Genomic DNA, 18,209 nt, shown 5'->3' with positions numbered 1-18,209 from the left:
TTGGTGGAGACGGCGGGAATCGAACCCGCGTCCAGAAGCACTCTACAGACAGTTCTACATACTTAGTGCTGCCATTTGATTTAACCACATTGACGCGGACGCACACGCTGCAATGAGGCGAGTTACCTTAAGTTTAATCCTGCGCCAAGTAACCCGGTTCAGGACGATTCCCTATGAATGTCCTTACTGCTGTTACCAGCCCACCCTAGGGAAGAGGTGGTGTAAGGTTAGCCGGTATTAAGCGGCTAATGCGTACGAGTTATCGTTTGCAGTTATATAGTTCAGATTGTATTTACGAGGTAGTCTGGCCTCGGTATGCCCTGCGCTGCTTTGCAACCCCTGTCGAAACCAGGTCGTCCCCAAAGCTTTGCTAGTATAACCTATATGTGGTGCCACACGAAGAATTCAAGAGGTGGCAACTTGTAAATGTTTGGCTCTGATCAGTTCGAGTAATTCCAGCGGACTGTCGATGATGGCATCGGCTTTCCATTGCGTTGGTTCGGTCGCTCCGCAATAGCCCCATGCCGCTGCGATGCTGGTCATTCCTGCGGCTTCGGCCGCCTGAATATCGCGTAAATCATCCCCGATGTACCAACAATGTTCTGAGCGTACGCCAATGCGTCGCGCAGCTTCCAGCAGCGGGGCGGGGTGTGGTTTTGCATGAGGCGTGGTGTCACCTGAAATGACACAGCGTGCTTCCTGCAGGTCTAGCAGAGAGATCAGTGGCTTCGTGAAGCGTTGCGCCTTATTGGTGACAATTCCCCAGCAAAGCCCTAGCTGGTTCAGTCCGTGAAGCAAGGTGGTGACGTGTTCAAACAGGTGGCTATGCACGGCGAGTGCAGATTCATACGTATTCAGAAATTCGATGCGCATCGCTTCGTAGTCGGTATCATCCGGGGTGATATTGAAGCCCGCACCGAGTAAGCCTCTGGCCCCGGCAGATGCAAATGGACGCAGACTCAGGTAATGCACGGGAGGTAATGCGCGCTGTGCACGCATCGCATTGATGGCCGCAGCCAGATCCGGTGCGGTATCGGCTAAGGTGCCATCGAGATCAAATAAAATTGCTTGAGGATTGTGCATACGTGAATTGGTGAATGTACAAACGGCTTTGCATGCCGTTTGTACATGATCTGAGTTAAGCGGGTTTGGTGCAGGCAATCATGTAATTGACGCTGGTATCGTTATTTAATGAATAAATTTTTGTCAGCGGATTGTAGCTCAAACCTTTCATTGCATTTAATTCAAGACCCGCATTGCGTACATCTTGGGAAAGTTCTGCCGGGGTGATGAATTTGGCATAGTCATGCGTTCCCTTCGGTAATAACTGCAATACGTACTCAGCGCCAATAATAGCGAACAGATACGATTTTACATTACGGTTCAGCGTCGAAAAAAAGACATGTCCACCCGGTTTCAGTAATTTTGTACAGGCACGAATGATGGAAGATGGATCGGGTACGTGTTCCAGCATTTCCATGCAGGTGACGACATCAAATTGACCGGCTTCTGCTTCAGCCATTTCTTCTGCGGGAATGTTTTTATAACGTACGCTGATGCCGGACTCCAGACCGTGTAAATCGGCCACTTTCAGGGCTTTCTCAGAGAGATCGATGCCAGTCACGATAGCGCCTTTTTTTGCCATCGATTCAGCGAGGATGCCGCCGCCACAGCCGACATCGATAACGTTTTTACCTGCCAGTGGAATGCGTTGATTAATCCATTCCAGACGCAACGGGTTGATTTCATGTAACGGGCGGAACTCTGAATTTGGATCCCACCAGCGATGAGCTAGGTCACTGAATTTCTGAATTTCTGCTGGATCTGCATTGAGTGTCGGCATGATGTCTGCGGAGATAACTAAGTTAAATATAAGAAAACCAAAGGCGTATTGTAGGCGATCCCGCTGCTTACCGCACTTGATCATGTCAAGACAAGGCGAGTTTCTGCAGAACATCCTGCTTTGTGCTTGTTACAGATAGAGTGGCTTTCAAGAATAAATACTTATCTTGTATTTTGTGACGGAGTTGACATACCGGGAAGGAGAATTGAAAACAAAAAACCCCGCCAGAGCGGGGCTTTTTGCGTAATTAAACTGAGTTTAATTATTTGTTGCGTGTACCAACAACTTCGATTTCTACGCGACGGTTTTTAGCGCGGCCTTCTGCTGTTTTGTTATCAGCAACTGGTTGTTTTTCGCCTTTGCCTTCAGTGTAAACACGGTTAGCTTCGATACCTTTGCTTACCAGATAAGCTTTAACTGCTTCTGCGCGGCGGATAGACAATTTTTGGTTGTAAGCATCAGTACCAACAGAGTCAGTGTGACCAACAGCGATAACAACTTCCAGATTGATTGCTTTCAATTTGGAAACCATGTCGTCAAGCTGTGCTTTACCTTCTGGTTTCAATACGGATTTGTCAAAATCGAACAATGCGCTGGCAGCGAAAGTCACTTTTTCAGATGTCGGAGCAGCTGGAGCAACAACTGGAGCTGGAGCTGGGGCAGCAACTGGGGCTGGGGCGGCAACTGGAGTTGGAGCCGCTTCTTTTACCAAAGGAGCGTCGCAACCTGGCACTGCATCAGCAGGTGTCCAGTAGCCAGTGCGCCAGCACAGACCGAATGCATCACGAACGATAACGCCGCGAGCATCTTGCACATAAGCGCTGTGTGGTGCGTTCGCTTTGATGTCTTGTTGTGCGGATGCAGAAAAGGAAGCAACTGCGGACGCTGCGATAACGAGCTTAACTAGAATTTTCATATTTATCCTCTCGACTGAGATTTAATTATCGCAGATAAACTGCGCAAATTACTGCTTAAAACCTGATGATACCACGCGCTTGATGACATTACTATTTCGTCAAACGAACAATGCTGTTATTCCGCCCATATTTTGCCATAGATCACGTCAATCCAGCATGACTTGTTAAATCGCTAAAGTAACACTTCGTTAAATATGTCGTGCATGGGCAACAATGTCACCGTGTTTCTGATGTGATTCTTATTTGAAAGATTTTATATTGGCAATAATTTCTCTGGTGAACTTATTTGTTGATTTTATAATTTTGCAAATATTGTTTGATGTTCCGAATTTAGTCCGGATCGATTGCAGGTAATTAACAAGGTCATGCTCCAGAGTAATAGGCTGGATGCTTGCCGGTCAGCAGTGAATCACTTTGTGCGGCTTTGAAATAGCAGGGATCCTTTGTTGAAATGCAGCAACCCCACTGTTACTGCGCGTATTTCTGTTTTGCTATTTTGTGACGTTTGGTCTCCCTGGCATGTTAAAATTCTAGGCTAAAAATTCGAAAAACTTTTGTCTCTGATCTTGTCTTGCTTGTGAAAAGCCGGGCACTGCTGGCAAGCAGTATTAGCAAACCCAGCATTGGCAGCAACTGTTTTTCTCGAAGTTATCATTCAACCAAGCTCTAATTTGCCGGCATGCCAATGGATCAATTCGCAAAAGAAACACTCCCGATCTCCCTTGAAGAAGAAATGCGCAAGAGCTACCTTGATTACGCCATGAGCGTGATCGTTGGCCGAGCTTTACCGGATGTGCGTGATGGTCTCAAGCCTGTACATCGACGCGTTTTGTTCGCGATGCATGAGATGAACAATGTTTATAACCGTCCGTTCGTCAAATGCGCGCGTGTTGTCGGTGAGGTCATGGGTAAATACCATCCGCACGGCGATGCTTCGATTTATGACACATTGGTACGTATGGCGCAGGATTTTTCTTTGCGCTACACGCTGGTCGATGGTCAGGGGAACTTCGGTTCAATTGACGGCGACAGTGCCGCTGCGATGCGTTACACCGAATGTCGCTTAGACAAAATTGCTAACGAAATTCTGGCGGATATCGAAAAAGAAACAGTCGATTTCGTACCGAACTATGATGGTAAAGAAAAAGAACCATCGGTTCTGCCTACCCGTATCCCCAATTTGTTGATCAACGGTGCCTCCGGGATCGCCGTTGGTATGGCGACGAATATCCCGCCGCACAACATTACCGAAATTATCAATGGTGCTCTGCACTTATTGCGGAACGACGATTGCACGATCGATGAGCTGATAGAGATTATCCCAGCACCGGATTTCCCGACCGGCGGCATTATCTATGGTGTTTCCGGTGTGCGCGACGGTTACCGCACCGGTCGCGGTCGCGTTGTGATGCGTGCGAAGACGCATTTTGAAGAATTTGGTAAAGATAACCGTACCGCGCTGATTATTGATGAGCTGCCGTACCAGGTTAATAAAAAATCCTTGCTTGAGCGTATCGCAGAATTAGTGCGCGATAAAAAGCTGGACGGCATTTCAGATATTCGCGATGAATCCGATAAATCCGGCATGCGCGTGGTCATTGAGCTTAAACGTGGTGAAGTACCGGACGTGGTACTGAATAATCTGTATAAGCAGACGCAGTTGCAGGACACGTTCGGTATGAATATGGTGGCGCTGGTCAATGGCCAGCCTAAGCTGCTGAACCTGAAAGAAATGCTGGCGTGCTTCTTGTCGCATCGCCGTGAAGTTGTCACGCGTCGTACCGTGTTTGAACTGCGCAAAGCGCGCGAACGTGGTCATGTGCTCGAAGGTCTGGCAGTGGCATTGGCGAACATCGACGATTTCATCGCCATCATTAAAGCGGCGCCAACGCCTCCTCTGGCGAAACAGGAATTGATGACGCGTGCCTGGGACAGTTCCATGGTACGTGAGATGCTGACACGCACTGCTGCTGATAATCCGGGTGGGGTTGATGCTTTCCGTCCTGAGAGTTTGCCTAAGCATTACGGTATTCAGCCGGATGGTCTGTATAAATTATCTGACGATCAGGCGCAGGAAATCCTGCAAATGCGTTTGCAACGTCTGACTGGTCTGGAGCAGGATAAGATCGTCAACGAATACAAAGACGTGATGGCTGAAATCGCCGATTTGCTCGATATTCTGGCAAAGCCGGAACGTGTCACAACGATTATTACTGATGAACTGACACTCGCCAGAAATGAGTATGGCGAAGGAAATAAAGACGTCCGCCGTTCTGAAATTACGCACAATGCGACAGATCTGGAAACCGAAGATCTGATTACGCCGGTCGATATGGTGGTGACCTTGTCACACACTGGTTACATGAAGTCGCAGCCTTTGTCTGAATATCGTGCACAGAAACGTGGTGGTCGCGGCAAGCAAGCAACCGCTACCAAAGACGACGACTGGATTGAGCAATTATTTGTCGCTAATACTCACGATTACATCCTGTGCTTCAGTAATCGAGGCCGCCTGTACTGGCTCAAAGTGTGGGAAGTGCCGCAAGGTTCACGCACGTCTCGCGGAAAACCTATCGTGAATATGTTCCCGCTGCAGGATGGCGAAAAAATCACCGTGATTCTGCCTTTGTCGGGTGACAACCGCAGCTTCCCTGAAGATCGTTACATTTTCATGGCAACCAGCCTGGGTACCGTGAAGAAAACACCGTTGGCCGATTTCAGTAATCCTCGCAAAGCCGGCATTATCGCGGTAGATCTGGATGAAGGTGATTTCCTGATCGGTGCCGCACTGACGGATGGCAAGCACGACGTGATGTTGTTTTCGGACGCAGGTAAGGCAGTGCGTTTCGATGAGAATGATGTGCGCCCGATGGGCCGTACTGCGCGTGGTGTGCGCGGCATGAATCTGGACGAATCACAGCAAGTGATCGCTTTGCTGGTCGCTGAAAACGAACAGCAATCAGTCTTGACGGCAACAGAAAATGGTTTCGGTAAGCGTACACCGATTACCGAATACACACGTCATGGCCGTGGTACCAAAGGCATGATCGCAATTCAGACTTCTGAGCGTAATGGCAAAGTGGTTGCTGCGACTCTGGTCGACACGAGCGATGAAATCATGTTGATCACAACCGGTGGTGTTCTGATCCGGACCCGAGTATCCGAGATTCGTGAAATGGGACGTGCAACGCAAGGCGTTACACTGATTGCGGTTGAGGATGGTACGACTTTGTCCGGTTTGCAGCGTATCGTCGAGACCGACGCAGATCAGGATGACACTGAAGCAGGCTCATCGGCTGATGAGGCCGCTGGCGATGTAGCGGAGTAAAACGATGACCACCATCTATAATTTTTCGGCGGGTCCGGCAGTTTTGCCTAAAGAGGTTTTGCAGCAGGCTGCAGCAGAAATGCTGGACTGGCATGGCAGCGGTATGTCGGTCATGGAGATGAGTCACCGCGGCGCGGAATTCATGTCTATCATGGATGCCGCCCAACGTGATTTGCGTGATCTGCTGGCGATTCCGGAAAATTACAAAATCTTGTTTTTACAAGGTGGTGGTCTCGCTGAAAATGCCATCGTTCCCATGAACCTGATGGGGCGTTGTCCCGATGCGCCGGTAGATTTCATTCATACCGGCTCGTGGAGTGGTAAGTCCATCAAAGAAGCGCAAAAGTATGCCAGAGTGAATGTGGCAGCCTCGGCTGCCAGCAACGGTTTTACGGCGATTCCGGCCAGAGAAAGCTGGCAGTTGTCGAGAGATGCGGCCTATGTGCATCTCTGTACCAATGAAACGATAGATGGTGTTGAATACCATTTCGTACCTGAGGTGGCGGAACAGACCGGTGGTGCGCCTATCGTGGCAGACATGTCTTCGCACATCTTGTCGCGAGTGATTGATGTGTCAGCCTACGGCGTGATTTTTGGCGGCGCACAGAAAAATATCGGCCCGGCAGGTCTGACGCTGGCGATCGTACGTGAGGATCTGCTTGGACATGCTTTGCCGGTGTGCCCGTCCGCATTTGACTGGAAAATTGTCGCCGACAACGGTTCGATGTACAACACACCGCCGACCTATGCGATTTACATTGCCGGTCTGGTGTTTCAATGGCTGAAACGTCAGGGCGGCGTGGCGGCGATGGAAGCGCAAAATATTGCGAAGGCAACACTGTTGTACGACTATCTGGATTCCACCGATTTTTATGAAAATCGCGTCGCAAAAGAATGCCGCTCCCGGATGAATGTGCCGTTTTTCCTGAAAGACGAATCTCTGAATACAGAGTTTTTAGCAGCAGCAAAATTACAAGGTTTGTTGCAGTTGAAGGGGCACAAATCGGTCGGTGGTATGCGTGCCTCTATTTACAATGCGATGCCGCTCGCCGGTGTGCAGGCACTGGTTCATTTCATGCGCGAGTTTGCCAGCGCGCATTCCTGAACGTAATAGCAGTAACGTATCGCCTTATCCTCAGGCGACAGGCCTTTCTGAACATGGCATAACCCATTACCTGGAAACCGTGGCGCTGTCGAACCAGATCAAAAGCTTGGTGAGGAATCAAATAATTCAAAGCGGCAGACAGGATGCTTAAGGCTGGTTTTCCGCTTTCACAGTGTTCAAAAAACGGTTTTTAGGTCAGTTATGAGCGACAACAAATTACTTCCACTGCGCATCAAGATCGATACGATTGATGCCCAGATTCTCGATTTACTGAATCAGCGTGCCCGCGTGGCTGAAGAAGTCGGCCATGTCAAAGCCGAAACCAATGCGCCGGTGTTTCGTCCTGAGCGCGAGGCGCAGGTATTGCGCGGGGTTGCGGAGCGTAATCCCGGTCCTTTGCTGAACGAAGATATACAACTGATTTTCCGCGAAATCATGTCCGCCTGCCGTGCATTGGAGCGGCGTGTCGTCGTGGCGTTTTTAGGCCCGGTCGGCACTTTCAGCGAACAGGCGGTGTACAAGCAGTTTGGTCATGCGATTCAGGCTTTGCCTTGCGTTTCAATTGATGAGGTGTTCCGGGCCACCGAAGCGGGCACAGCGGATTTCGGCGTGGTACCGATTGAAAATTCTTCCGAAGGTGCGATTAATCGCACACTCGATTTATTGCTGCAAACCAGTCTGATCATCAGCGGTGAACTGGCGATTCCGGTGCAGCACAGTCTGATGAGCAAATCCGGCAATATGGAAGGCGTGAGCCGTATCTGCGCCCATTCGCAAGCGCTGGCGCAGTGTCAGGCATGGCTGAACCAGCATTATCCGCATATTGAGCGTCAGGCCGTAGCATCGAATGCCGAAGCTGCGCGCATGGCCGGTGGTGATTACACCGTTGCTGCGATCGCCAGTGAAATCGCTGGCACCCAATATAACCTCGGTATCGTCAGCGCACACATTCAGGACGATCCGCATAACCGTACGCGCTTTGCGGTGATAGGACGTTTGCATACGACACCGAGCGGCAAAGATCAGACCTCGATTGTGCTGGCGACGCCGAACAAGGCGGGCGCTGTGTACGATTTGCTCGCGCCCTTATCCAAACACGGCGTTTCGATGACCCGTTTTGAATCGCGTCCCGCCCGCACCGGCAACTGGGAATATTACTTCTATGTCGATGTCGAAGGACACGTCATGGATGAAAGAGTTGCAGCGGCGATGGCTGAGCTTGATGCAAAAGCAGCTTTCTTCAAAGTCCTGGGTTCTTATCCTTGTACGTTGTGAGATCGTGATGGATAAGGTCCCGAATTTTTTTAAGCGTGTTGCGATTTTTGGTGTTGGCCTGATCGGTGGCTCATTTGCGCTGGCATTGAAAAAAGCTGGCGCTGTGCAGCATATCGTTGGCTCCGGGCGTAGTCAGGCTTCGCTGGAACGAGCATTGCAGCTCGGTATTATCGACAGCATTGCGACTTCGCCCGAAGCTGCAGTCAAGGATGCTGATCTGGTGTTGATTGCTGCGCCGGTCGCGCAAATCAAAGCAATTCTGGATTCCATACAGCCGTATTTATCGCCAACAACGATTGTTACCGACGCTGGCAGTACCAAATCCGATGTCGTTGATGCCGCAAAAGAAGCGCTGGGCGCAAAGTTGCGCCAGTTTGTCCCTGCGCATCCGATTGCAGGTCGCGAGTTGAATGGGCCAGAAGCGGCACTCGTTGATTTGTATGTCGGTAAAAAAGCGGTGATCACACGCCTGCTGGAAAACAGCGATGCGGATGTGGCGCGCGTTGCCTGGGCATGGCAACAATGTGGCGCGATTATTCATTATCTTGATCCGGCCGGGCATGACGCGGTGTTTGCAGCAGTCAGTCATTTACCGCATCTGCTTGCTTATGCATTGGTGGATGATATCGCCCGTAAAGAACATGCCGATACCCTGTTTCAATATGCGGCGAGCGGCTTTCGTGATTTCACCCGGATTGCCGGTTCTTCGCCGGAAATGTGGCGCGACATCACGCTGGCAAACCGGCACGCGATGTTGCAGGAACTGGATTCGTACACCGCGCGTTTGGCGGTGTTGCGCCAGCATTTAGTCCATGCTGATGCAGCGGGCATCGAAGGTATTTACGCAAACGCACAACGCGCCCGTCACAACTGGATTTCCGCGATTGAAGCCGCAGAAAAGCAGCAGCGTGAAGGTGGCGATTAACATCGCCAATGTTCTCGGCTTCATTCCGGATGACGACGGACGAATTCTGATCTGGTCAGATTGCCACTGATCGGGGTTCATCTGTCATTCGTCTGTTATTCTTTTAGGATGGATGCAAAGTTGTCCCGGCAAGACATGGCGACGAAGACAGTACGAATAGTACGGCGAGGAGCCATAACGCCGCTGGGGCGGTTTTACATCAATCCTGTCTTTGTCGAAAATAAATTATCTGCATTCCGGAGCAGGTTCCGGATGCTTTCCGAATAAGTTCATCACTATGACGCAACAAAGCAAACACTATCCGCCATACATTGATTTACAGCCAATCATGCAGGTGCAGGGCACGGTGCGCTTGCCCGGCTCCAAGAGTATTTCCAATCGCACCTTGTTGCTCGCAGCACTGGCGCAGGGGACGACAGAAATCAAAGATTTACTGGCCTCCGACGACACGCTGGTGATGCTGAACGCCTTGCAGCAACTCGGTGTGCACTGGGAGCAAGAAGGTGACAGCCAGAACTACACGGTTCGCGGCGTCAACGGACAATTACCGCGCCATCAGGCCGATTTGTTCATGGGAAATGCGGGCACTGCGATTCGCCCATTGGTTGCAACGCTGGCGGTGCTGGGCGGTGATTACACCGTGCATGGCGTGGCGCGTATGCATGAGCGGCCTATCGGTGATCTGGTCGATGCCCTGAATGCAGCCGGTGCACAGGTCGAGTACACCGGCAATCCCGGCTATCCGCCTTTGCACATTCGTCGCGGTCATATTCATGCGCAGCGTTTGCAAGTCAAAGGCAATGTCTCCAGCCAGTTTCTGACGGCTTTGCTGATGGCGGCGCCATTGATGGCGAAAGAACACGACATCGTGATTGATGTCGTTGGTGAATTAATTTCCAAGCCATATATTGAAATCACGCTGAATCTGATGCAGCGTTTTGGCGTTGCCGTCGAACGCGATGGCTGGCAGGCGTTTACCATCAAACGTGGGCAGCATTATGTGTCGCCCGGCGTGGTGCACGTTGAAGGCGACGCGTCGTCTGCGTCCTATTTTCTGGCGGCTGGCGCGATTGCTGGCGGACCAGTCAGAGTGGAAGGCGTCGGGCGCGACAGCATACAGGGCGACGTCCGTTTTGCTGAAGCACTGGAAAAAATGGGAGCGACGATCACCCGCGGCGATAACTGGATAGAAGCCACGTCGAATGGCGCACTGCAGGCGATCGATATGGATTTCAATCATATCCCTGACGCCGCGATGACGATCGCGATGGCGGCCTTGTATGCAAATGGCACCACGACGCTGCGCAATATTGCGAGCTGGCGCGTCAAAGAGACTGATCGTCTGTCGGCGATGGCGACAGAATTAAGAAAACTCGGCGCAACCGTGGAAGAGGGCGCGGATTACATGCGTGTCACACCACCGGCGCAGATTTTGCCCGCGACCATCGATACCTATGATGATCACCGCATGGCGATGTGCTTTTCGCTTGCCAGTCTGGATGGTAAGGCGCGGCGCGGGGCGGCGATGCGGATTAACGAACCGCATTGCGTCGCCAAGACTTTCCCTGATTATTTTGAGGTTTTTGCCAAAATCAACCATCAGGAGCTGTTTTAATACTCCCCCCCAGTATATAAAAGCAGCCTTTGTTCATGCGGACAATAGAGCGAAATTGAAGGATACTCCCCCAAAATGACAAATAAATACGCAGTAATTACGATTGATGGGCCGACTGCTTCCGGCAAAGGAACCGTTGCCCATCGCGTTGCCAAACATCTGGGTTTTCATTACCTCGATTCTGGTGCGCTCTACCGCTTAACTGCCCTGATGGCACAACGTAAAGGTGTCTCGCTTGACGATGAAACCAGCATTGCTGCATTGGCACGCGCCTTGCCCTGTCGTTTCGTTCACGGCCACGTCATGCTGGAAGACGACGATGTGACTGACGATGTGCGCGCCGAAGCGATAGGCGTTGCGGCATCACGCATCGCAGTATTACCGGAAGTCCGCAAAGCCTTAGTGGACTTGCAATTGTCATTCCGCAATGCTCCCGGCCTGGTGGCGGACGGGCGTGATATGGGCAGTGTGATTTTCCCCGATGCCAGTCTCAAAATTTTCCTGACAGCAAGTGCAGAGGCGCGCGCGAGTCGTCGATATAAGCAATTGATTGAAAAGGGAATTTCTGCTAATATGGAAGACTTGGTAAAAGATTTGATGGAACGTGATGCGAGAGACAGTACCCGCGCAGCCGCTCCGCTCAAACCTGCATCAGGTGCAATTATTCTGGATACCTCAGAAATTACTGCTGAACAAGCGGTGAATCAGGTGCTGGAATGGTATGCAGAAGCACAGGAAAGCAAGTCGTCTCAATAGTAAGACTGTTTGATTGCTGAATGTGCGAGTAAGTCCCTTTGATAAAGCAAGTTTATTAAAGGGTTGTTCAACCTAACCCGGTAAACAGCGCCTTTGTTCTGTTCCGGCTAACTCAAAAATATTATGTCTACTGTATTCATGTCCCAAGATTTCGCAACCGGTGCAGACAGCTTCGCAGCTTTGTTCGAAGAGTCCCTGTCACGTCAGGATATGCGTTCCGGTGAAGTGATTTCTGCTGAAGTCGTTCGTATCGACCACAACTTTGTGATCGTGAACGCAGGCTTGAAGTCTGAAGCCTTCATCCCTGTTGAAGAATTCAAAAACGACCAGGGCGACCTGGAAGTGAATGTTGGTGATTTCGTTTCCGTAGCGATTGATTCGCTGGAAAACGGTTTCGGCGACACTATCCTGTCCCGCGACAAAGCAAAACGTCTGGCATCCTGGCTCGCGCTCGAAAAAGCGCTGGAGTCTGGCGAGATCGTTACTGGTACAGTTAACGGCAAAGTTAAAGGTGGTCTGACTGTTCTGACGAACGGCATCCGCGCTTTCTTGCCAGGTTCTTTGGTTGATACACGCCCTGTTAAGGATACAACTCCTTACGAAGGCAAAACCATGGAATTCAAAGTGATCAAGCTCGACCGCAAGCGTAACAACGTTGTGCTGTCCCGCCGCGCTGTTGTTGAAGCGTCTATGGGCGAAGAGCGTCAGAAACTGATGGAAACCCTGAAAGAAGGCACAGTAGTTACTGGTATCGTTAAAAATATCACTGACTACGGCGCGTTCGTTGATCTGGGCGGCATCGATGGCTTGTTGCACATCACTGATCTGGCATGGCGTCGTGTACGTCACCCTTCCGAGGTGCTGACAGTTGGTCAGGAAATCACTGCAAAAGTATTGAAATTCGACCAAGAGAAAAACCGTGTGTCTCTGGGCGTAAAACAACTGGGCGACGACCCATGGACAGGCTTGTCCCGTCGTTACCCAGCGAACACACGTCTGTTCGGTAAGGTCACTAACCTGACCGACTACGGCGCATTCGTTGAAGTTGAACAAGGTATCGAAGGTCTGGTCCACGTTTCCGAAATGGACTGGACAAACAAAAACGTGGCACCAAACAAAGTTGTTCAACTGGGCGACGAAGTTGAAGTCATGGTTCTGGAAATCGACGAAGAACGTCGTCGTATCAGCCTGGGCATGAAACAATGTAAAGCTAATCCTTGGGATGATTTCGCGATCAACCACAAGAAAGGCGACAAAGTCAAAGGCGCGATCAAATCGATCACTGACTTCGGCGTATTCATTGGCTTGTCCGGCAACATCGACGGTCTGGTTCACCTGTCTGACCTGTCCTGGAATGAAACTGGCGAAGAAGCTGTTCGCAAGTTCAAGAAAGGTGACGAACTGGAAGCCGTTGTTCTGGCCATCGACGTTGAGCGTGAGCGCGTTTCCCTGGGCGTTAAACAACTCGAAGGTGACCCATTCAATAACTACTGCGCAATGAACGACAAAGGCGCAGTCGTTACCGGTACAGTGAAATCTGTTGAGCCAAAAGGCGCAGTGATCCAACTGGCAGACGACGTTGAAGGCTACCTGCGTGCTTCCGAAATTTCCCGCGACCGCGTGGAAGATGCTGGCACACACCTGAAAGTCGGCGATACTGTTGAAGCACTGGTATTGAACATCGACCGTAAAGCACGTGGTATTCAGTTGTCTATCAAAGCAAAAGACAGCGCTGAAACACAAGAAGCAATGCAAAAAATGTCTACAGCAGTAGACTCCAATGCAGCTTCCGGTACTACCAGCCTGGGCGCGTTGTTGAAAGCTAAACTCGACAACAAAAACTAAGCTCAATCTTAGTCATAAGGTTTTATAAATATGACGAAGTCGGAGCTGATAGCTCGTCTGGCAGAGCGATATCCGCAGCTGGTTGCTAAAGATGTGGATGTCGCTGTCAAAACTATACTGGATGCAATGACCGATGCTCTGGCAACAGGGCAACGGATAGAAATCAGGGGTTTTGGCAGTTTTTCTCTGAACAGTCGTCCTCCACGGATAGGTCGTAATCCTAAATCCGGTGACAAGGTGATGGTGCCTGAAAAACGGGTACCTCATTTCAAGCCAGGTAAGGAATTACGCGAACGTGTCGATGCCATGGTTGGGCAGCCGATACACGATGACTAGACGGGTCATCGGGCCTCGCGATTGATGCAAATTAAAAAACGGTATATCGGTTTTTCCGGTATGCCGTTTTTTTTCAGTACAATGATCGCTTTGCAGACACAGTAAAGCAACAGCGTTCGTCAATGCCGCTTTTATTCATTAGGATGTAACCATGAAATATATTTCCAGATTGCTTGCTGCGATACTTTTCATCATCTTTTTTGGCTTTGCCTTAAAGAATGATCAGATCGTCACGCTACAGTATTTCTTTGGTTATCAACAATCTGCACCTCTGGTGATTATGCTGTTGGTTTTTTTCATAGCAGGCGCTGTGCTCGGGGCTTTAGCGATGGTTCCTATGATATTCAGACATCGTCGTGATCTCTCCCGCCATAAGAAAACACTGGCGGAGATTGAGAAAGAACGTTTGCTTGCGGAGCAGGCTAGCATGCAGGCGCCACAACCGGATAGTGTCCGGAACGATTAAGCTCTCATGTGCCAGCGTCGCTCTGAGACACGAGTATGGTAAAGACGTGATTTGTCGTACACAGGCATCATGCAGTCTGGTCCTTATCATCTAAAAAAATATTAAAGAAAATAAGAAAAATGGAATTTGAAATTTGGTGGTTGCTCGGCATCCCCTTGTTTTTTACTCTTGGCTGGATTGCTGCCCGGGTCGATATCCGGCAGCTGCTCTCTGAGTCACGCAGCCTGCCGCGTGGCTATTTCAAAGGGCTCAATTTTTTACTGAACGAACAGCCGGATAAGGCGATCGATGCGTTTATCGATATCGTCCGGCTCGATCCCGAGGCCGTGGAGTTGCATTTTGCGTTAGGAAATTTATTTCGCCGCCGCGGTGAAACCGAGCGCGCTATCCGGGTGCATCAAAATCTGGTCCAGCGCCCTGATTTGCCTTCCGATCAAAAGACGCAGGCAATGTTCGAGCTGGGGCAGGATTACTTAAAAGCGGGCTTATTAGACCGTGCGGAAGAAACGTTTAATCAGCTTGTGTCAGGGCCGTTTGAAGTCCAGGCACGTCGCGCTCTGCTCGAAATTTATCAGCGTGAAAAAGAATGGGCACGTGCGATCGATGCCGCTTACGCATTGCAAGAAGCCGGTGCCGGTGGCCGGCAAAAAGAGATAGCACAGTTTTATTGCGAAATTGCGCAGGATGAGCTGGCGCGTTGTAATACTGAGGCGGCGCTTGCTGTCCTGGAAAAAGCGCTGGCGATAGACCGTTTAAGCGTCCGTGCTGTGATATTGATGGGCGATGTGTATCAGTCAATCGGTGAAACAGAAAAAGCCGTTACTGCGTGGTTGCGAGTTGAGCAGCAAAGTGTTCCGCATGTGGCGTTGGTTGCACAACGGCTGATGGATGCGTATCGTAAGCTCGAACGCCCTCAGGAAGGTCTGAATCTGTTGAAAAACTATCTCGAAGAAGCCCCGTCTGTGGATTTGCTCGAGGTGGTTTTTAAAGCGACGATAGAGCTTGATACGGTAGAAGCGGCGAATCAGTTGGTCAGCGATGAATTGCGCAGAACGCCTACCTTGCTGGGGCTGGAAAAATTACTGGATGCGCGGTTGATTGAGGTTGCACCTGAATTCCGGCCAGAATTATCTCTGGTAAAAAATCTGGTGCATGGTTATGCACAGAAATTGTCACGCTATCAGTGCTCGCATTGTGGTTTTAAGACGAGGCAATTTTATTGGCATTGCCCGGGCTGCAGTCGCTGGGAAACGTATCCGCCAAGACGTACAGAAGAGTTAAATGTAATGAATTAATGGTATTCCTCTGCATGAGATGTGTTTTCCTCAGAACGGAAAAACGACTCCGGCAGGAATACGGCACTATTTGTTTGGGACTGTGATCGCAAAATGAAAATTACTATTATTGGTACTGGTTATGTTGGCCTCGTGACGGGCGCCTGTCTCGCTGAATTGGGAAACGATGTTTTTTGTCTCGATGTCGATCAGCGCAAAATTGACATCCTGAACAATGGGGAAATTCCTATCCATGAGCCCGGACTGGAAGAAGTGGTTGCGCGTAACCGCGCTGCCGGGCGTATCCGTTTTTCGACTGATGTCGAGGCAAGCGTGGCACATGGCGATATCCAGTTTATTGCGGTTGGTACACCTCCCGATGAAGACGGCTCCGCTGATTTGCAATATGTGCTGGCGGCGGCGCGTAATATCGGTAAATACATGACCGGCTTTAAAGTCATCGTCGATAAATCGACCGTTCCTGTTGGTACCGCTGACCGCGTCAGCGTTGCCGTACAAGAGGAGTTGGCTGCGCGCGCAGCAACTGCAACTTTCTCAGTGGTATCTAATCCCGAATTCCTGAAAGAAGGAGCTGCGGTTGAGGACTTTATGCGCCCAGATCGTATTGTGATTGGTTGCGACGCGACGCCCCAGGGAGAAAAAGCGCGCGATATGATGAAAAAGTTGTACACACCATTTAATCGTAATCGCGAACGCACTTACTGGATGGATGTTCGTTCTGCGGAGTTCACCAAGTATGCCGCAAATGCGATGCTGGCAACGCGTATTTCGTTTATGAATGAACTTGCCAATCTCGCGGATCATGTCGGCGCCGATATTGAAGCGGTGCGTCATGGTATCGGCTCTGATCCACGCATAGGACATAGTTTTTTATATGCAGGTTGCGGTTATGGCGGATCCTGTTTCCCGAAAGATGTACAGGCACTGGAACGTACGGCCCAGGACTACGGTCTGAATCTGTTGATTTTGCAGGCGGTTGAAGAAGTTAACGCGCGTCAGAAGCAGATTCTCGGTGCCAAAATTATGCAGCGCTTTGATAATAAGATTGCCGGTAAACACTTTGCAATCTGGGGCCTTGCATTTAAGCCTAACACTGACGATATGCGTGCCGCTTCATCCCGCGTACTGATCGGTGAATTGCTGCGTAATGGTGCCACGGTCGCGGTCTATGATCCGGTGTCTATGGACGAAGCCAGACGTGTGTTTGAACTGGATTTTTATGATGCGCCGGAATTACTCGCTTCTATCCGTTACGCAGCAAACCCTATGGATGCGCTTAATGATGCAGATGCGCTGACGATCGTGACTGAATGGAAGGCTTTCCGTAGTCCCGATTTTGATCAGGTGAAACAGCGTTTGAAACAGGCCGTCATCTTTGACGGCAGAAATCTGTTTGAACCAGCAGTAATGAATGAGCTGGGCATTGAATATCACGGCATTGGCCGCTCCGTACTCACACGTAAGTGAGGCCGGTTGTGAACGGGCAAGTGAAAAAGCAAATTCTGATCGCTGGCGACGTCATGCTAGACCGCTACTGGTTTGGTGAGGTGAACCGGATATCTCCTGAAGCTCCGGTTCCTATCGTTCGCGTGGAACGACGTGAAGAGCGTCTAGGCGGAGCTGCAAATGTGGCGTTAAACGCGATAGCGCTTGGTGTCAATGCGGGTTTAATGGGCATTATCGGCGATGACGAGGCTGGTGACAGTATTGAGAATCTGTTGAAAAAGGCAGGGATTTCCAGCTACCTCAGCCGGGATAAGCAGATATCAACAATTATTAAATTGCGCGTGATCGGTCGTCAGCAACAACTGATACGCATAGATTTTGAGGAAAAGCCGACAGAAATCGTTCTGAGAGACAAGCTGAATCGTTTTAATGCATTGCTCAGTGCATACGACGTCGTCATTTTTTCCGATTATGCCAAAGGCGGGCTGATGAACGTGACGGCGATGATACAAGCTGCAAAGGACGCCGGTAAGCCAGTGCTGGTGGATCCCAAAGGCCGTGATTTCGCCCGCTATGCAGGAGCAACATTATTAACGCCGAATAAATCAGAACTGAAACTGATTATTGGCGAGTGGGCAAATGAGACCGAGTTGACTGAAAAAGCACAAAATTTGCGGCGCGAATTAGATCTGCAAGGTTTGTTATTAACGCGGTCTGAAGAAGGGATGACGCTATTTACCGAAGAAGATGTTACCCATGTCCCAGCTATGGCGCGGGAAGTGTTTGATGTTTCCGGAGCTGGCGACACCGTGATTGCGACAATGGCGGTGATGATGGCCAACGGTATGCGTATGCAGGATGCCGTTGCAATCGCCAACCGTGCCGGCGGAATTGTGGTCGGCAAACTGGGCACGGCGACTGTGACAAAAGAAGAATTATTCGCTCAGTTGTAGTTTTTTCTCAATCTGGTGAAAATAAGTCAACCCTTATGTGCTTTTACCGTTAATAATCATGTTTCGTTTTCTGCTTTCTTAGAAAATGAAACATGATCATTTAA

Annotated in this window: 15 protein-coding genes and 1 other RNA gene; 12 read left to right on the top strand and 4 right to left on the bottom strand. The window is 50.2% G+C overall.

Features of this window, described 5'->3' with window-relative positions:
- Window position 1: 1 nt before the first annotated feature.
- The 4 genes from ssrA to ompA all read right to left on the bottom strand — a co-directional run bounded on the left by ssrA (window position 2) and on the right by ompA (window position 2,759).
- Window positions 2-361: a transfer-messenger RNA gene (gene ssrA, locus ACPAOP_RS03055) on the bottom strand.
- Between the two features lie 44 nt (window positions 362-405).
- Window positions 406-1,083 carry an HAD family hydrolase gene (locus ACPAOP_RS03050; RefSeq protein ID WP_423709278.1) on the bottom strand — a complete coding sequence of 226 codons (678 nt, stop codon included), beginning with the start codon at window positions 1,081-1,083 and terminating at the stop codon, window positions 406-408.
- Window positions 1,084-1,138: 55 nt separating this feature from the next.
- The gene (gene ubiG / locus ACPAOP_RS03045) at window positions 1,139-1,843 is read right to left on the bottom strand and encodes a bifunctional 2-polyprenyl-6-hydroxyphenol methylase/3-demethylubiquinol 3-O-methyltransferase UbiG (RefSeq protein WP_423681159.1); all 705 of its coding nucleotides are present in this window, start codon (window positions 1,841-1,843) and stop codon (window positions 1,139-1,141) included.
- A gap of 262 nt (window positions 1,844-2,105) precedes the next feature.
- Window positions 2,106-2,759, bottom strand: coding sequence for an outer membrane protein OmpA (gene ompA / locus ACPAOP_RS03040; protein WP_423709277.1), 654 nt, complete (start codon window positions 2,757-2,759; stop codon window positions 2,106-2,108).
- Window positions 2,760-3,445: 686 nt separating this feature from the next.
- Here ompA and gyrA point away from each other — a divergent pair.
- The 12 genes from gyrA (at window position 3,446) to rfaE1 (ending at window position 18,105) form a co-directional block, all read left to right on the top strand.
- Complete coding sequence (gene gyrA, locus ACPAOP_RS03035) at window positions 3,446-6,088, top strand: DNA gyrase subunit A (protein ID WP_423709276.1); 2,643 nt, start codon at window positions 3,446-3,448, stop codon at window positions 6,086-6,088.
- A 4-nt stretch (window positions 6,089-6,092) separates the two neighbouring features.
- Window positions 6,093-7,193, top strand: coding sequence for a 3-phosphoserine/phosphohydroxythreonine transaminase (serC, locus tag ACPAOP_RS03030; RefSeq protein WP_423709275.1), 1,101 nt, complete (start codon window positions 6,093-6,095; stop codon window positions 7,191-7,193).
- A 201-nt stretch (window positions 7,194-7,394) separates the two neighbouring features.
- The gene (gene pheA / locus ACPAOP_RS03025; protein ID WP_423681154.1) at window positions 7,395-8,468 is read left to right on the top strand and encodes a prephenate dehydratase; all 1,074 of its coding nucleotides are present in this window, start codon (window positions 7,395-7,397) and stop codon (window positions 8,466-8,468) included.
- A 7-nt stretch (window positions 8,469-8,475) separates the two neighbouring features.
- Window positions 8,476-9,393, top strand: a complete 918-nt coding sequence (locus ACPAOP_RS03020) for a prephenate dehydrogenase (protein ID WP_423709274.1) — start codon at window positions 8,476-8,478, stop codon at window positions 9,391-9,393.
- A 277-nt stretch (window positions 9,394-9,670) separates the two neighbouring features.
- Window positions 9,671-11,008 (top strand): 3-phosphoshikimate 1-carboxyvinyltransferase, encoded by a 1,338-nt coding sequence (aroA, locus tag ACPAOP_RS03015; RefSeq protein WP_423709273.1) that lies wholly within the window; start codon window positions 9,671-9,673, stop codon window positions 11,006-11,008.
- A gap of 75 nt (window positions 11,009-11,083) precedes the next feature.
- Entirely contained in the window at window positions 11,084-11,764 is a 681-nt protein-coding gene (gene cmk / locus ACPAOP_RS03010; RefSeq protein WP_423709272.1) for a (d)CMP kinase, read from the top strand.
- Window positions 11,765-11,902: 138 nt separating this feature from the next.
- Window positions 11,903-13,609, top strand: a complete 1,707-nt coding sequence (gene rpsA, locus ACPAOP_RS03005; RefSeq protein ID WP_423681149.1) for a 30S ribosomal protein S1 — start codon at window positions 11,903-11,905, stop codon at window positions 13,607-13,609.
- A gap of 30 nt (window positions 13,610-13,639) precedes the next feature.
- Window positions 13,640-13,945: an integration host factor subunit beta gene (locus ACPAOP_RS03000; protein ID WP_186883052.1), complete on the top strand. Its 306-nt coding sequence runs from the start codon at window positions 13,640-13,642 to the stop codon at window positions 13,943-13,945.
- 151 nt (window positions 13,946-14,096) lie between these two features.
- Window positions 14,097-14,411, top strand: a complete 315-nt coding sequence (locus ACPAOP_RS02995) for a LapA family protein (protein ID WP_423681147.1) — start codon at window positions 14,097-14,099, stop codon at window positions 14,409-14,411.
- A 119-nt stretch (window positions 14,412-14,530) separates the two neighbouring features.
- Complete coding sequence (lapB, locus tag ACPAOP_RS02990; protein ID WP_423681145.1) at window positions 14,531-15,706, top strand: lipopolysaccharide assembly protein LapB; 1,176 nt, start codon at window positions 14,531-14,533, stop codon at window positions 15,704-15,706.
- 93 nt (window positions 15,707-15,799) lie between these two features.
- Window positions 15,800-17,173, top strand: coding sequence for a UDP-glucose dehydrogenase family protein (locus ACPAOP_RS02985; RefSeq protein ID WP_423709271.1), 1,374 nt, complete (start codon window positions 15,800-15,802; stop codon window positions 17,171-17,173).
- Between the two features lie 20 nt (window positions 17,174-17,193).
- The gene (gene rfaE1, locus ACPAOP_RS02980) at window positions 17,194-18,105 is read left to right on the top strand and encodes a D-glycero-beta-D-manno-heptose-7-phosphate kinase (RefSeq protein ID WP_423709270.1); all 912 of its coding nucleotides are present in this window, start codon (window positions 17,194-17,196) and stop codon (window positions 18,103-18,105) included.
- Window positions 18,106-18,209 lie beyond the last annotated feature (104 nt).

The sequence above is a fragment of the Undibacterium sp. WLX3042 genome, from assembly GCF_049544825.1.
GTDB lineage: Bacteria > Pseudomonadota > Gammaproteobacteria > Burkholderiales > Burkholderiaceae_D > Undibacterium.
Note: the sequence above shows the minus strand (reverse complement) of the source record. Positions and strands in the feature narration are given on the sequence as shown.

Bases quoted from the DNA above. Each gene is read 5' to 3' on its own strand.
- ACPAOP_RS03050 (WP_423709278.1), bottom strand. From the start codon at position 1,083: ATGCACAATCCTCAAGCAATTTTATTTGATCTCGATGGCACCTTAGCC.
- ubiG (WP_423681159.1), bottom strand. From the start codon at position 1,843: ATGCCGACACTCAATGCAGATCCAGCAGAAATTCAGAAATTCAGTGAC.
- ompA (WP_423709277.1), bottom strand. From the start codon at position 2,759: ATGAAAATTCTAGTTAAGCTCGTTATCGCAGCGTCCGCAGTTGCTTCC.
- gyrA (WP_423709276.1), top strand. From the start codon at position 3,446: ATGGATCAATTCGCAAAAGAAACACTCCCGATCTCCCTTGAAGAAGAA.
- serC (WP_423709275.1), top strand. From the start codon at position 6,093: ATGACCACCATCTATAATTTTTCGGCGGGTCCGGCAGTTTTGCCTAAA.
- pheA (WP_423681154.1), top strand. From the start codon at position 7,395: ATGAGCGACAACAAATTACTTCCACTGCGCATCAAGATCGATACGATT.
- ACPAOP_RS03020 (WP_423709274.1), top strand. From the start codon at position 8,476: ATGGATAAGGTCCCGAATTTTTTTAAGCGTGTTGCGATTTTTGGTGTT.
- aroA (WP_423709273.1), top strand. From the start codon at position 9,671: ATGACGCAACAAAGCAAACACTATCCGCCATACATTGATTTACAGCCA.
- cmk (WP_423709272.1), top strand. From the start codon at position 11,084: ATGACAAATAAATACGCAGTAATTACGATTGATGGGCCGACTGCTTCC.
- rpsA (WP_423681149.1), top strand. From the start codon at position 11,903: ATGTCCCAAGATTTCGCAACCGGTGCAGACAGCTTCGCAGCTTTGTTC.
- ACPAOP_RS03000 (WP_186883052.1), top strand. From the start codon at position 13,640: ATGACGAAGTCGGAGCTGATAGCTCGTCTGGCAGAGCGATATCCGCAG.
- ACPAOP_RS02995 (WP_423681147.1), top strand. From the start codon at position 14,097: ATGAAATATATTTCCAGATTGCTTGCTGCGATACTTTTCATCATCTTT.
- lapB (WP_423681145.1), top strand. From the start codon at position 14,531: ATGGAATTTGAAATTTGGTGGTTGCTCGGCATCCCCTTGTTTTTTACT.
- ACPAOP_RS02985 (WP_423709271.1), top strand. From the start codon at position 15,800: ATGAAAATTACTATTATTGGTACTGGTTATGTTGGCCTCGTGACGGGC.